The sequence below is a fragment of the Candidatus Poribacteria bacterium genome, from assembly GCA_021295755.1.
GTDB lineage: Bacteria > Poribacteria > WGA-4E > WGA-4E > PCPOR2b > PCPOR2b.
Map to the genome: position 1 here is coordinate 6,174 of JAGWBT010000073.1, position 14,115 is coordinate 20,288.

Below are 14,115 nucleotides of genomic sequence, written 5' to 3' on the forward strand. Positions count from 1 at the left end.
CCTCGAAAAACGGTGCTAAAGCGTCCCTGTATCCCCGCCTTAAAAGACGGGGTTTTAGGGCTAAAGTGGAGTTAGATAAGGACCGCGCTTGTCTGATTTGCCCACAGGCGGATAATCATGAGAAAGACACGCACACAATCCCGGATTCTTGCCCTGCAGATGCTGTATCAGGCAGAAATCACGAAGGATTCAATTCACCACATCCAAGAATATTTCTGGCAGGTAAACGATGCACCGGAAACCGTTAAAGGTTTTGCCAACTTGCTAGTAGAGGGCACAATAGAACATCTTACCACGATCGATACGGCGATCCGTTCAGCAGCAACGCATTGGAAAATCGATCGTATGCCGGTGGTCGACCGATGCCTGCTGCGGAGCACCACCTATGAACTACTCTATCTCATCGATATTCCGCCTGCTGTTTCAATCAATGAAGCTATTGAACTAGCGAAGAAATACAGTACCGAGGATTCACCACAGTTTATCAATGCGATTTTGGATAAAATCAAAGACATGGGAACCGAAATGGTTAGCCTAGCGGAGCTACGAACCAGTAGGAGTGAATAGTTGGTAATATTTCGTAAAGTATTTTGGGGACTGATTTTAAGTTTCATAATCTATCCCCTTGCCAATGCACACCAAGAAGTTGAATTTATCCGGGAGTTTGGAGGAAAAGGCGAGGGTGAGGGCGAATTCGCAAAGAAAACATCTTTTGCATTCGATCGGGACGGCGGGATTTATATCGTGGATACCGAAAATCTTCGCATCCAAAAACTTGATCCCGATGGACGCTTCCTGTTTGAGATTCAGGGAACTGCCCCCGAGAAGTTTCTTTTTATCAACCCGATGGACATCGCTGTTGGGGTGGACGGGACAATTTACGTCGTGGACTGGATCACGGTACAAGTGGATGACACAGAATCCCCACGCATCTTCAACTACGCTCCTTGTATCCATCAATTCGATTCGGAAGGAGGGTTCGTTGCAAGCTATCCGCTGCAAGATTTAACCAAGCGGATTGGCACGCTTGAAGCCGCTGCACCGGCGCTTGACGCTGAAGGGAACTACGCGCTCATCATCCCGCAGGGCGATACCCAAAGATCTCTGCTGTTGACGGTCGATGATGAAGGACGTATCTACGTCTTCGATGATGGCTATATCTATAAGCTGGATGCAGATGGCAATTCCATAGGGATCTTTACCACATCCCAACCCAGTGCCGGACAGTTGAGCAAAGCTGCGGATATGACTGTCGATCGCGAGGGAAACCTTTATATCGTAGATAAGGATGCACATCGTGTCCTGAAATATGATCGAGATGGAAAATTTTTACTCTCATTTGGCGAATACGGGGATCGTGCCGGGCAGTTTATATCGCCTTTCCATCTCATCGCATTAGAAGACGGAACTGTCCTCGTCGCAGATCAAGCCAAGTATAAAAAGGATTATGCCTCCGATTTGCCTAGACAGCGATACCATCCATTTCAGTTCGGGCATGTCCCTTATCGCATCTTTCGTACCCGTGTCCGACGGGTTCAGCGATTTTACGCCGATGGGGCATATGCCGAGAAGATCCTGATCCGTTTCCAGCGTGAGAACGAAGAACAAGCGCACTTGGGTCTCAAAGCCATCGATTATACCGGTAATCTCTATTTCGTTGACAACGAAACCTTGAAGTTTAGGGTGTTCGCCCCTACTTCTTCGCTGATATCCTCTGCGTTTCAAACAGAGGCAAAGTTGCGGTACATTTATGATTTTGCGGATATTGAGATAGACAATCAGGATGATCTAGATCACGACCTTGGAACGAAAGCCGATTTTGAGGAACGCATTAAATGGAATCAGATTGGGGCAGAGGTTTCTTTGACCTATGACATAAACGAAGATCTGCGATTCGCAATTTCTAACGGACTGACCTACTTCAAGTCGATCGATACCAGTTACTTCCGGACGCCGGATTTCGAGGATTTCCGGGGTCGCTTCAACCAAGATGATGAAAGCACCGAAACGTCATGGGAGGATCAGATTCAGATCGACTTTACACTAATTCAGGATCACAATCCCTACCGCTATCGGGAGGCGGGCGCGTTTGCTTACCTTAATGTGACCCGAGACGATTTCATCAACGAGGCACTCCATCCCGACAACAATCGATTTTTAGACTTTAAGGTACGGATTTCTAGCTGGGGTGCGGGGATGCGCTACGACCTCGGCAGGGCATTTCAACTTCAGTTTATGGTGGCTCACTCCTACGGCTATAATGAGTATGCCTATATTGATGAGACAGAGGTTCTGTATGCGACAGGCTTTATGCAAGTTGTCGGCACTGTCGCGCTCTTGAGCATTGATGGCATGTTTTAATGAAATCTTGAATAGATGGGCTGGAAGTGGAGGGTCCGCTAACATGGTTGGCATTTTCACACATCGTTGTGAAAGATACGCTGCGGTGGGTGAGGATCATTCTTCATAGTTATCTTGAAGCGATATAATCTTGGTGCTCAGTTCTCGTTTCTCATCATCTCTCGGCAAAACAGAATGATTAGCTCACTCTTTGGGGGTCTTTCTGCTACTTCCAACAATAAATACGGATACAAGACCTACAACTCCGGCTGTCCCAATGAATCCGCCAGAAATCGGAGCACCATTTAGGGCTGTGTATCCCCCAGTAATTATAGCGATAACACCAATTGCAAAGCCAAGTACTTGACCGAGATGTACTTCACGATTGGAGAAAGATAGTTTTTTCTTTTCTATCCATTGTCTGTGCTCGCTTTGGTTTTCCGCCATTTTAAGAATTCTGTCTGCCGATCCTGGTAGAATGTCTTCATACTGTTTCATCACAGGAGGTGGGGGAATAGGACCAGCGAATTTTTCAGAAACTCTTACCAATAGTTCTTCTAATTCTTCACTGCTCTCGGGGCCTTACGCCGGGCTTTGAACTTCATCGTCAGATTTAGGTTGGGGCACTGTTGATTCGTTAGCCATCCATTTTCACCCTACCTTTGATGGGATCCCCGTAACGTGCTGCAAATAGCTCCATAGCCTGTGACATATCATTTCCTATAGCTATCCAGTCAGATTTCAGGGCGTTATAGTCGGCAGAGGCGTCATGCTCGTCAGCAGAATCGTCATATCGGTTGGAGCTTTGAATCCCGAATAGATTAACTACGCTGCCTATTCCCGCTATTATATTGTCTTTGTTAAACATTTTTTCTCAATTTGTGGTAAGATGTATTTAGATGGATTATTTTGGACTATAATGGACCATTTCGGGTCATAATTATATCAAAATGTTTCTTTTTGTCAACCTATTTTACCGTATCTTGGATAAAGCTGTATAACTTGTCATTCCGATCGGTTATTCCATCTTTTTGTAGCAACAATCCTTTGGAGGAACAATCCAATCATGACAGAGAACCAGCCATGGACGCCCTTCGAGGGCAACTTAACAGACATACTTAAAAAATATCCGCAGCCGCTCATGGCACTTGCAGCCGGTGAGATGCCAGCCGTCCTCCTGCGGCAAGCCTATAATCCCAACCACTGTGCAGGGCTTATACAGCGATTCTATGAGCGTGGGTTGATGTATGATCCACACAAAGTCGGAGAGGGAAAGCCTCACCGTGTGGATATCGGCACCAGCTTGGGACGATACAATTCCGACCGCAAGGAATTCTTTACCCACTCCGCTGGGACGCATGAACTCTTCAACGTCTTGTTCGACGGATACGACGACCCGGTGAAGACCATGTACGACGCCCTGTCACAACTCGCACCAGGCAAGAACGTGATGACTGCGCGGGAGCCCGATGGCAGCCTCTACGGTCCCGCTATATTCCGTATCTACCACGACGGGTTGGGACACGGACCCCACTACGATTCCGTAGCAAAGCGATCGAAATTATTCACCTATGCCGTTTCACGATTTCAACATCAATACGCTGGCGTGCTCTGTTTCCAAAACTCTAACGATGCGGGTGAGAGCGGCGAACCTTTTCTCTACAACTGCACTTGGTCGGATGCCGTGCAGGAGGCACGCGAGAAAGACGCCTTCCGGGAATACGTCGCCGAGCAAGGTATCCCCCGCACACAAGTCCAGCTAGAGCCGGGCGATCTCTACTTCTTCTATTCCGAAAACATTCACGAAGTGCCCTTCGTCGTAGGCGATCGACCGCGGGCTGTATTGGCAATCTTCTTTGCTATGTCCCCGGACGATGACGAAATTTTTGTTTGGTCATAACCAACTTTCAATCAAATATTTATCGGACGTTTTTAGAACGCTCCCATTTGATAAGGAGGAACCCATGCAAGAAACCATTACCCACGAACAAGAGATCACTATCCCCAAAATCGATCCCGACGAAGTCATCGACTTCATGAACATTGATGAGACAGATTTCAGCTCATTCACGATGGCACAGCAACTTCGCCATTTCGAGGTGGAAGGCTACGTTGTGCTGCCCGACATGTTAGATGCGGAACTCATCGCGAAACTAAAAGCGGAACTGTCTGACATGCGGATGTCGCCGAAACCCTATAGCGAGTACCAGACCGTTGGATCTGTACAACCGCAATGGTTCAGTCGCACGACAGCGGAGCTAATCGGGCATCCGCCAATGATTGAGTTTCTTACAGAATTGATGGGACCTGACATCGTATTCACGCGCGGCTTCTTTCAACGCACGAATCCCGGTTCACCCGGAATCTCAATGCATACTGATGGTCAACCCCACGGCTCCTCAATCTTCGACTATGAAGGCAGCTCCCCGCGGTTGCTGCGAGTTCTCTACTACCTTGACGATCTCCTCCCAAAACGCGCACCGTTTCGAGTTATCCCACGAAGCCATATCTCCTTCCACGCACAGGCAAGCCCTTACGTGCGCTACAAGTCCCATCCGGAAGAACTCACCCTGTGTATGAAAGCCGGATCAGCGGTCATCATTCCAAGCACTATGTTCCATGCCACGCATCCGAACACGGACAATTCACCTAGAGAACTGATTCAGTTCGGTTATCGACCAGCTTGGGCGGGACCGATCCAACCGATGAAGGAGTGGGATCCTGAACTGGTCGCCAACGCACCGGAACAAGCCAAGCCTTTCTTGCAGAGCCTCAATACCACCGGAGACACTTGGAAACTTGAACACAAGCCGAAAGGGATGACAACTGAAGCGCCCGGAATCAATCCGAGTCGTTGGAACGACTAAGAGGAAAAGCAGTAGGTAAGCAGGTAAGCAAGGGGAGACAGTAATCTCCTATCACTTTCTCCCCTTCACACTTTCCCACTTTCAGTCTTTCCCACCGACTAAGGAAAGAAACAGATGAAAATCACGCAGCTGGAACGCACCGTCGTCTGTGTGCCGTTTCTGCCCGGAATTCTGCCACCGCCCGAATATGAGGAGTTCACCGAATCTTATCCCGCACCTCTTGGGGAAAGAAGACAGGATGTGCTGCGTATCCACACGGATGAAGGGATTACTGGGCTCGGTATGAGCGGACCCTATTTTGGCGATCACGATGAGGCACCCCCAGATCTAATCGGAGTGAACCCGCTCGACTTTGAGCCGCGCAGCTTGGGGGGCGGCGGATACGATATTGCCCTGCTGGATTTAATCGGGAAAGTAACTGGCTTGCCCTTGTATCGTATCTTCGGCGGCAAGTTCCAAGACCGAGTGCTCGTTGATTACTGGATCGGACGGATGGGACCGGAGGCGTCCGCTGCTGCTGCCAAACGAGCGTCTGAATTGGGCTTTCACGGCATTAAGATTAAATGTACTATAGATGACGGAAATGTGGCAGACCGAGTGCACGCCATGCACGAGGCTGCGCCCTCACTGCGTATCGTCCTAGATCCCGGTCACCGATTTCACACCGTCGAGCAAGCGTTGGCGCTGGCACGCGAAATCGAAATGTATGACATTATCTTTGAAGACCCAATCCCCAAGGATGACATAGAAGATTATCGACACCTCAAGGAAGAGACATCAATCCTCATCGCGCCCCATCTTCAGAATCCACGTCAAGTGATTGAAATGGTATATCTGGAAGCTGTGGACGGGATTAATGTTGCACCCTCGGATTGGGGCTTTCTGGACATGGCGCGGATCGCGGATGCCGCTGACATTCCCGTGTGGCAAGCCTCCAATGTTGATCTTGGCATCTTCGATGCTTTCCGACTCCACGCCTCCGCTGCAACCCCAAATTGCACCCTAGGCAGCGATCTATGCGGCAACTTCGTCCATGAGCACAGCCTGCTTGCTGAGCCTTTGGTCCGAGATGGATATGCACTAGTCCCGGACAAACCGGGGTTGGGCGTTGAACTTGATGAGGAGGCGGTACAACGATACGCACTCGGTTCATAAATGTCGGAAAGAATGAATCACGGTTGAGGAAATCGTAGGACTACCTACGGCAGAAGAAATTGAATAATCCCAACCCGTATAACTTAAACAAGACTTACGCACTTCAGAGTTTTGACCTGTCAGGGACCTGATAAATCCCTAACATTTGACAAGGTTATGGTAACAGTTCAGTGAAAAACGGTTCATAAATAGTGCGTATATGGCAGGTCAGCAAGCCGTCTACACGCACCTTACTCTTGTGTAGTAAAAATCTACAAACGCCCTGAAGCTAGGCCCCATCGGGATCCAGAGAGATACCCGCCACTGATGAACCCCCGATGGGAGGTTGAAATTTTTTCTGGGACCTGACAGTGCCCTGCCAAATTGCCAAATCGTGCCAGTGGGGCATTGAAACAGCAGTGTAGATTCCGCGTCGCGGAAGGGGTTAGCTTTGAGCGTTCAACTGCGTAAGTCCAATTAAACAAAGGAGGGCTCACTGGATGACCCCACCTACACCTATTCGCGCTGCCGTAATTGGTCTAGGTCGCGCTGGCTGGAATATCCATGTCCGCACAATGCAGGAACGCAAAGATTTTGATGTCGTTGCCGTTGCCGACCCTGATCCTGACCGTCAACGACAGGCGCAGAAAGAAACTGGCGCGCAGCCGTTCAACGACTTGGATTCCCTACTAAAGGACTGTGATGCCGAACTCATCGTCGTCGCGACCGCGTCGGTGGATCATGCGAACCACTCGATTGCCGCACTTGAAGCCGGGCGACATGTCCTGACCGAAAAGCCGATGGCGACCACCTTGGAAGACGCGAATCGGATGCTTGTTGACGCCGAGAATGCAGGCAAGATCCTGACTGTCCATCAAAGTCGTCGCTGGGGTGAAGATTTTCTCTTTATCCAGCAGATGCTCAAGGACGAACGCTTAGGGCATGTCTTCTTCATCCGTTCAGGTGGTTACGGTTATCGCCGTCGTAACGATTGGCAGACATTGCGGAAATACGGCGGCGGATTGCTCAACAATAACGGCGTACACGTCGTCGACCAGTGTGTCATCCTCATGGAATCGCCCATCGTGGATGTATTCGGAGACCTTCAGCAGATCCTCCAACCGGGCGATACAGAAGACCACCTTAAAGTAGTCATGCGGGGCGAAAATGGTCGGGTAATTGATCTGGAACTCACAAGCGCCTGCGCAGCAGCCCTCCCTTCGTGGACGCTCATGGGGACGCGCGGTACGTTGACCGTTACAGAGGGAACGGCTGTGCTGCACTATGTGAAAGACGACCTAGCGCCACTCAAAGCGATTGATAGGCCCCTCGCAGTTGAGCGAAAATATGGCGTTGAAGGGGGCGATGAAATTGAGTTTGAAAAAGTGGAACTTGAAGCTAAGGTATCTCCCGGCACATCGTTCTACGATCAGCTTTATGACGCCATTCGCAATGGTAGTCCCCCGCCGGTTGATCCAGCGACGGCACGTGAGACAATTCGTGTCATGTCCAAAGCGCGAAAGGGAACACAGTTTCCAGACTAACCGTGAATCGGTCTAGTCTCCTAATAGCATAACCCCAAAAGGAAATTACCATGTCACAACCACGCATCATGTTCTATCACGATGGACGCCACCCACTCATCTACATGTACGAACCACCGATGCAGAAAGAGGAGTACGAGGCAGCCGTCGATGAGTTGGTCGGTACACCCGTGGAGGCGCTGATGTTTTGCCTCGGAGATGGGCGCACCGTCCTGCACGATACGAAGGTCGGCGAACTCTGGGGACATAATGTCGAAAAATGGCCCCATCTCGTCTTTCGTCGAGCGCATCAAAACGCCAAACACCTGATCGAGTCGGGAAATGATCCGTTACGCATCGTCTGTGACCGCGCCCATACGAAGGGAATGCTGATTTATCCCACGCTTCTGGTGCAACAAGGACGAGCTACCCGCGAACAAGATGTGCGCTGCTCCAATTTCCGTTTTGACAACCCACACTTGGAGATTGGTGCACGTGGCGATCTGGATGCCGACTTTCCCGGACTCACCTGTCTTGACTTCAAACACGAGGAGGTGCGCGAGGAAAGATTTGCGCTCATCGAGGAGACTCTGAACAACTATCCGATTGACGGTTTTGAACTACAACTCAATTACACACCGTATTACTTTCACCCGGACGAAGTCGAAGCCGGACGCGAGATTATGACCGCGTGGGTTCGGCGAGTCTATGAAGCCGTCAAGGGTAGTGGTGCAAGGCGTGAATTAGCAGTTCGTATACCCGCAAGTCTTGAAGGTTGTCTGGAAGTAGGCATGGACGTGCGTGATTGGATGCAGCAAGGGATCGTAGATGTCGTTATCGGGCAGACGTTTTCGGGACCGGAGTTGGTGGATTCGACAGTCAACTTTCGTCCGTTGGTCGAAGCCGCCGAAGGAACGAACTGTCGGGTCCACGCCGCTATTCAGAGCCATGTGGATTCTGACCGATTGGGGGAAGCCTCCATTGAAATGGTTCGTGCCACCGCCTGTAACTACTGGGCACAAGGGGTCCATGGACTCTACCTAGCGCACTGGTTCGGTAATTGGCCCTATCAGGCGGATTTCTATGAAAAGCTGCGGGAGTTGCCCCATCCTGAAGTGATGGCACCCAAGGATAAGTATTACTACGTTCCCACGGAAACGGGACGCTATCCGAAACCCCCTACGGAACCCGGTATCGCCATGTCACTGCCGGCTGCATTGGCGGTAGACCGACCCACCGAGGTGAAATTTAAGATTAGCGACAACCTGCCACGCTGGAATCAGGTTGGGCGCATCCACGAAGTCCTCCTCCGCCTACGAGTCATGAACACGACAGAACTGGATAGCTTCCGTTTCCGGCTGAATGGGGTAGAGCTACCGGAGGAACTACTACGCAAGCTGAACGAGATGTACCGGATGACTGCGCCACGCTATCGCACCGGATCGGGTTACTGGTTTATCTACCGATTGGACGAAGCGCATTGGCCCCAATGCGGCGACAACACGCTTGAAGTCACGTTGCTGAAACGAGATCCGGACATAATCCCTGAAAGCTATATCCGCGATGTGGAACTGGAGATTAAGTACCTGATGGGCAAGCATTTTCATCGGGGTCAGGATGCGGATTTGGGACCCTACGAATACTCTGGAATTTAGTTATTAGTTTGTAATAAGGAGAAATTACATGCCTCAATCGAATCCCTTATCCTTCGGAACAGCAAAACAACTCCTCTTCGACGATGCGCTTGTTGAAGCGAAAGAGGGTTTTACCACTACCATGAATTCCGCCACACGGGCCAATACGCCCGTGCTTGCACCTGAAAAACCGTGGGAGTCGCGCGGATGTAATAATCCCTCGGTGATGCTAGATGAAGGTGTCTACAAGATGTGGTACTCCGCCACCGGAGAGGACGGGACTCCACGAGACTGCTACGCCACATCTACGGATGGGATTCACTGGGAGCGTCCCAGCCTTGGACTCATAGACTACCAAGGCTCGCTGAAAAATAACATCATCTCTCTCGATCTCAATCACGGAAGCATCTTCAAAGACCCATCTGCCGAACCTGAACGGCGTTTCAAGTGCATTCTTGGTGCTGGAAAGTATGACTATGTAGCAGTAAATTGCGGTGGGGCACGGTTCCGGTACGACGAAGACCCACCGGAAACATGGCATTACGGCAGCGTGGGTGGTTTGTATTCGCCTGACGGAATCCATTGGACACCCTGCGAAAAACTGATTATGCCGTGGTATACGGACACCAGAAATGTGGCTTTTTGGGACGATCGTATCCAGAAGTACGTGGCGTATGTCCGCTGGAACGAATATCTGCGGGTGGAGGACGGGGCACTGCGTGGATCCTTTGACTACCGTGCCATCGCCCGATCAGAAAGCACGGATTTCGAGAACTTCCCCGTGCCAGAAAAAATCCATGAGCCGGATTTCGACAATCCCGAAGATGCGGATATGTGGGGTGGTGGCCTCTACGACACAGCAGCGGTAAAGTATCCCTTAGCGGACGACGCATACTTCATCTTTACCGCCGCTTATTATCACACCACCGACGCACTGGACATCCAACTTGCGGCCAGCCGTGATGGGATACATTTCACACGATGGCGAGAACCCTTTGTGCGGCTCGGCCCCGATGGTGCTTTTGACTCGATGATGCTCTATATGGGGGTTGGTGTGTTGCCCATCGGTGACGAACTTCGGCTCTACTACACCGGTTATGATCAACCCCACGATAAAGTCCCTAGCAAAGAATCCTGTCCAGCCATCGGATCCGCCCTTCTACGTCTTGACGGTTTTGCCTCTCAAGATGCTGCCGGACAGGAGGGTTGGCTGATCACGCTACCCTTCACTGTTGAAGGGAATCACCTAGAAGTAAACATGGACGGCAGTGCTAGAGGTTGGCTCAAGGTCGAAATCTTGGATGAAGAGCTGCAACCCCTAAAAGGTTTCACGGAAGCAGACGCAGATCGACTCGGCGGAAGCAGCACAGCCCAGATCGTAACGTGGAACGGCAAACAAGACCTCTCAGGGCTCAAAGGACAAACGGTGCGCCTGCGGTTCGTGGGACAGTCGGTGAAATTGTATGCGTTCCAACTCCGATAACAGAAGGGATTGAGTCCGAATGAAAGGACAACTTTCTTCAGCACACATTGATGCGATAAATCGACGTCGGCGGATAATTGTCAACTTCGACGTTATTTCAGCGGATGGCGCAAGATTCGCCACAAAAGAAATCGAGCGGTTGGTCGAGTGGAAGTTTATGTTCGCCGACGAGCCGGGGACGCATATCGACAGTGTCTACTGGAGTTGGGGTGAGGGGCATCAGGCACCGTATCCGAGCGAAGTCCTACCGCTCTACGATTCGCCCGGATTCAAAAAGTGGGCGGACGATGGGGTTAACATCGTGCAGGTGTTCCTTGACGCAGCGAAGCAGCGGGGTATAGAATCGTTCTTTTCCTACCGGATCAACGGCTCGGACAACGACTTGGGTCCCGTCGCGGAGATCCCGATGAAGGAGGCACACCCCGACTGGCTTATCCACACATGGAACGCTAACGGTTATTGGAACTTCGCCCTTGAGGGTGTCCACGAATACAAGCTGAGTATTCTCCGTGAAGCAGCGGAGGATTACGACTTCGACGGTATCGAGTTGGACTTTGCGAGAGTCTGTCCCGTCCTGCCACCGGGACATCAGTGGGAATACCGCGATAGACTCACCGATTTCATACGGGCGACACGAGCGATGTTGCAGGAGGTGGCGCGCAAACGTGGGCGTCCGCTTCTGCTTGCGGCGCGTATACCTGAAAACTTGGAGGGGTGTCATTTTGATGGTATCGATCCCGAAACATGGGCGCAGGAGGAGCTGCTGGATATCTTCGTCATGGGGTGTAGATCGTTCGACGTGGACATTCCGGCGTTCCGTAGGATTACGGAAGGGACGAACATCAAACTCTATCCGTGCATCGACGACCACCACGCCTCAGACGGCTACCAATGGCCCCCCATTGAGGTGATGCGCGGTGTGGTAACGAATTGGTATCAGCAGGGTGCAGATGGTGTGCAGACCTTCAACTTCGCGCACGCAACCCCAGAAGGAACAGATAGTGTTGTCGGTCAGATGTACTTAGAGAAGGGCTGGCATACGCACCGTCAGGCGTATCAGGAAATCGGCGATTCGGAGGTCATCAAACACAAAAACAAAATCTTCGTCGTGCAGCGTCGCGGGGGAGGCCACGGTACGACCGTCATACCCAATCCAGAAGATTGGAGCACGCCACGATTCATGTACTTCAACACAAATATGTTCGGGCAGCTGCCCGCGCCCCTAGACAACGACGGTAAAGTAGATACCCTCTTAACAATCGCTGTCGCAGACGATGTGTCTGCGGAGACAGATCGCGTCAACCAAATTACACTCCGCTTGCTGCTATCCGATCCGGAGGCGGAAAATCTCTCGGATGACGATCGACTTCAACAGGTCACTGTGGCGACCATCGGTCACCCCGACACCCTTCAGAACAATCCAGCAGCTAAAGGGATCGAAGATCAAATCGAGGTGCGAGTAAACAATATCCTGCTAGAAACACCGAAGGTCGAAGAAGGCTGGCTCGTGTTCGCGGTCCAACCAAAGTTTCTAGCCGTCGGCGATAATCTCGTCGGTGTGCGAGTGACCGGAAGTGGGAAGGGCATCCCTGCCCCGATGCGCTCTACTGAAGTCCAGCATCAAATCCTGATTGAGAAACTAGAAGTACACCTCAAATATCGCTAGTGCGTTGATTAACCGGGACAAAACTAGAAAACGAGAAAGCGGGATAAATGATAATCGAAAACCAACACTACATGATCCGTTCAGGCAACTCGAACAATATCTATTGGGAACAAGGGATTTATCCAGACTGGACCGCCCTCAGCGCATTCCGTCATTTTCCTGACCAACAGATAGGTACAGGCGTTGAGCCACACTATCACGACAATGACGAATTGTGGCTTTTCACCGCCGGACGCGGGGAGGTCTGGCTAGATGATCAACGCTTCGAGATCACACCCAATACGCTGGTTTATACGCCGATGGGCGTTGTGCACCGGTTCCAGATGTTTACCGGCTACGAGAATAACGCCATCGTGACGCAACTTGAGCGACAAAAGCGACCGATACATATCTTGGTCGAAGAGACAGGGCCTCCGATTCCGACCGTTCCAGGGTTTGTAGTTCCCGGTGAAAGCAATACGGGCCCCATCTCGAACCGTGGATCGCGTTGCCCATTAAGTGAGTGGCGAGTGGTCGCATTCGGGGCCGGCGAGGGAATTGACGAAGTACCTTTGACCTGCAATGAGCATTGGCTGATTGTCGGTGGAACGATTAACTTGACAGTTGATGGATTGGCACTTGAACTGTCGGGTGAAGATTTAGCGATGCTCAAAGCTGGGGCTGTGAGGAAGATTAATTCGACTGAAGGTGCTCGCGTCGTTCTGGCTCGCGAGTAGAATAATCTAAATTGTTATCCGTCGAAAATCCAGCGGAAAGGAAGAAATCAACGCCTTCGTCTCGGCTCACTCCCCCACCTGCACACTTTCATTTGACTCTCCCATGTCTGCCTCACTCAGTTTCCCAAGGAAATACGGAACGCCGAAAAAGAGCAGGCTTATTGTCATCGGGGTCAATTCCACCGCACCTTGACGTTTCGGATCATCGCTCCAATCCTGATCCTCAATAAGTCGCCGCAGCACTGTCCATCCAATCTCTAGATATTTTCGCTCTCCTGTCAACTGGTAGGCATAGGCGAGGTGCCGGCAGATGATGCCGCCGTAACGCTGTTGCAGGGCAAATTCAGCGTTGAGCGGATCTGGATAGCCGCAAAACCAGTCCACAGCACGGCGGTAAACTTCCGCCACATCATCCCGTCCAGTCATACGGTGGAGCAGCTCCAACCCAACCATCAGATAGTGCGTCTGATATCCTTTCTGCTCCTCCATCGGTAACACCCGGATGGGTGGTTCTGAGTTTGGAGCGGCAACTTCCCCAGCACTGATACCTTTCCATTTCCAGTACTCCTCATTGGTAAAAGGCTGAGCCGTTCCCATCTCCACCGCCAATGTTGTCCCTTCCGTTGCCATGCCGTAGGGTCCTTGGTTCGGCAGTTTGTCCGGCGTCGAAACTTGAAATCGCTTGTGCCAGCTGCCATCATCGTTTTGCCCCCGTGCTATCACGGTGTAAACCTCTTCGGCTCGCTCCATGA

General features: G+C 51.2%; 13 protein-coding genes. 10 read left to right on the forward strand and 3 right to left on the reverse strand.

The genetic code is table 11. The features are described 5' to 3' along the window. Positions 1-117 precede the first annotated feature (117 nt). Both nusB and J4G02_12040 read left to right on the forward strand, forming a co-directional pair. Positions 118-567, forward strand: a complete 450-nt coding sequence (nusB, locus tag J4G02_12035; GenBank protein MCE2395308.1) for a transcription antitermination factor NusB — start codon at positions 118-120, stop codon at positions 565-567. Continuing rightward, entirely contained in the window at positions 568-2,361 is a 1,794-nt protein-coding gene (locus tag J4G02_12040; protein MCE2395309.1) for a hypothetical protein, read from the forward strand. It begins immediately after the preceding gene. Positions 2,362-2,544: 183 nt separating this feature from the next. Here the strand turns inward: J4G02_12040 and J4G02_12045 are convergent, their stop codons facing one another. Next, positions 2,545-2,889, reverse strand: coding sequence for a DUF2335 domain-containing protein (locus tag J4G02_12045; protein MCE2395310.1), 345 nt, complete (start codon positions 2,887-2,889; stop codon positions 2,545-2,547). 88 nt (positions 2,890-2,977) lie between these two features. Continuing rightward, positions 2,978-3,208, reverse strand: coding sequence for a hypothetical protein (locus J4G02_12050; GenBank protein ID MCE2395311.1), 231 nt, complete (start codon positions 3,206-3,208; stop codon positions 2,978-2,980). Between the two features lie 198 nt (positions 3,209-3,406). On the opposite strand from J4G02_12050, the gene J4G02_12055 reads away from it, so the two are divergent. From J4G02_12055 to J4G02_12090, 8 genes are all read left to right on the forward strand, one after another. Continuing rightward, a complete protein-coding gene (locus tag J4G02_12055; GenBank protein MCE2395312.1) occupies positions 3,407-4,240 on the forward strand; it encodes a hypothetical protein in 834 nt (277 codons plus the stop codon). 64 nt (positions 4,241-4,304) lie between these two features. Then, positions 4,305-5,207: a phytanoyl-CoA dioxygenase family protein gene (locus J4G02_12060; protein ID MCE2395313.1), complete on the forward strand. Its 903-nt coding sequence runs from the start codon at positions 4,305-4,307 to the stop codon at positions 5,205-5,207. A 114-nt stretch (positions 5,208-5,321) separates the two neighbouring features. Next, positions 5,322-6,362 carry a mandelate racemase/muconate lactonizing enzyme family protein gene (locus J4G02_12065; protein MCE2395314.1) on the forward strand — a complete coding sequence of 347 codons (1,041 nt, stop codon included), beginning with the start codon at positions 5,322-5,324 and terminating at the stop codon, positions 6,360-6,362. A 479-nt stretch (positions 6,363-6,841) separates the two neighbouring features. Then, positions 6,842-7,885: a Gfo/Idh/MocA family oxidoreductase gene (locus tag J4G02_12070; GenBank protein ID MCE2395315.1), complete on the forward strand. Its 1,044-nt coding sequence runs from the start codon at positions 6,842-6,844 to the stop codon at positions 7,883-7,885. 50 nt (positions 7,886-7,935) lie between these two features. Then, positions 7,936-9,519 carry a hypothetical protein gene (locus J4G02_12075; protein ID MCE2395316.1) on the forward strand — a complete coding sequence of 528 codons (1,584 nt, stop codon included), beginning with the start codon at positions 7,936-7,938 and terminating at the stop codon, positions 9,517-9,519. A gap of 28 nt (positions 9,520-9,547) precedes the next feature. Then, positions 9,548-10,981, forward strand: coding sequence for a hypothetical protein (locus J4G02_12080; protein ID MCE2395317.1), 1,434 nt, complete (start codon positions 9,548-9,550; stop codon positions 10,979-10,981). A gap of 19 nt (positions 10,982-11,000) precedes the next feature. Next, on the forward strand, positions 11,001-12,647 hold the full coding sequence (locus tag J4G02_12085) for a hypothetical protein (protein MCE2395318.1): 1,647 nt from the start codon (positions 11,001-11,003) through the stop codon (positions 12,645-12,647). A gap of 47 nt (positions 12,648-12,694) precedes the next feature. Continuing rightward, positions 12,695-13,363: a cupin domain-containing protein gene (locus J4G02_12090; GenBank protein MCE2395319.1), complete on the forward strand. Its 669-nt coding sequence runs from the start codon at positions 12,695-12,697 to the stop codon at positions 13,361-13,363. Positions 13,364-13,429: 66 nt separating this feature from the next. Here J4G02_12090 and J4G02_12095 read toward each other — a convergent pair. Continuing rightward, positions 13,430-14,115 (reverse strand): hypothetical protein (locus tag J4G02_12095; protein ID MCE2395320.1); only part of this gene is annotated, 686 nt, incomplete at its 5' end.

Excerpts from the sequence above, each read along its gene's own strand:
- nusB (MCE2395308.1), top strand. The coding sequence starts at position 118 with ATGAGAAAGACACGCACACAATCCCGGATTCTTGCCCTGCAGATGCTG.
- J4G02_12050 (MCE2395311.1), bottom strand. The coding sequence starts at position 3,208 with ATGTTTAACAAAGACAATATAATAGCGGGAATAGGCAGCGTAGTTAAT.
- J4G02_12055 (MCE2395312.1), top strand. The coding sequence starts at position 3,407 with ATGACAGAGAACCAGCCATGGACGCCCTTCGAGGGCAACTTAACAGAC.
- J4G02_12060 (MCE2395313.1), top strand. The coding sequence starts at position 4,305 with ATGCAAGAAACCATTACCCACGAACAAGAGATCACTATCCCCAAAATC.
- J4G02_12065 (MCE2395314.1), top strand. The coding sequence starts at position 5,322 with ATGAAAATCACGCAGCTGGAACGCACCGTCGTCTGTGTGCCGTTTCTG.
- J4G02_12070 (MCE2395315.1), top strand. The coding sequence starts at position 6,842 with ATGACCCCACCTACACCTATTCGCGCTGCCGTAATTGGTCTAGGTCGC.
- J4G02_12075 (MCE2395316.1), top strand. The coding sequence starts at position 7,936 with ATGTCACAACCACGCATCATGTTCTATCACGATGGACGCCACCCACTC.
- J4G02_12080 (MCE2395317.1), top strand. The coding sequence starts at position 9,548 with ATGCCTCAATCGAATCCCTTATCCTTCGGAACAGCAAAACAACTCCTC.
- J4G02_12085 (MCE2395318.1), top strand. The coding sequence starts at position 11,001 with ATGAAAGGACAACTTTCTTCAGCACACATTGATGCGATAAATCGACGT.
- J4G02_12090 (MCE2395319.1), top strand. The coding sequence starts at position 12,695 with ATGATAATCGAAAACCAACACTACATGATCCGTTCAGGCAACTCGAAC.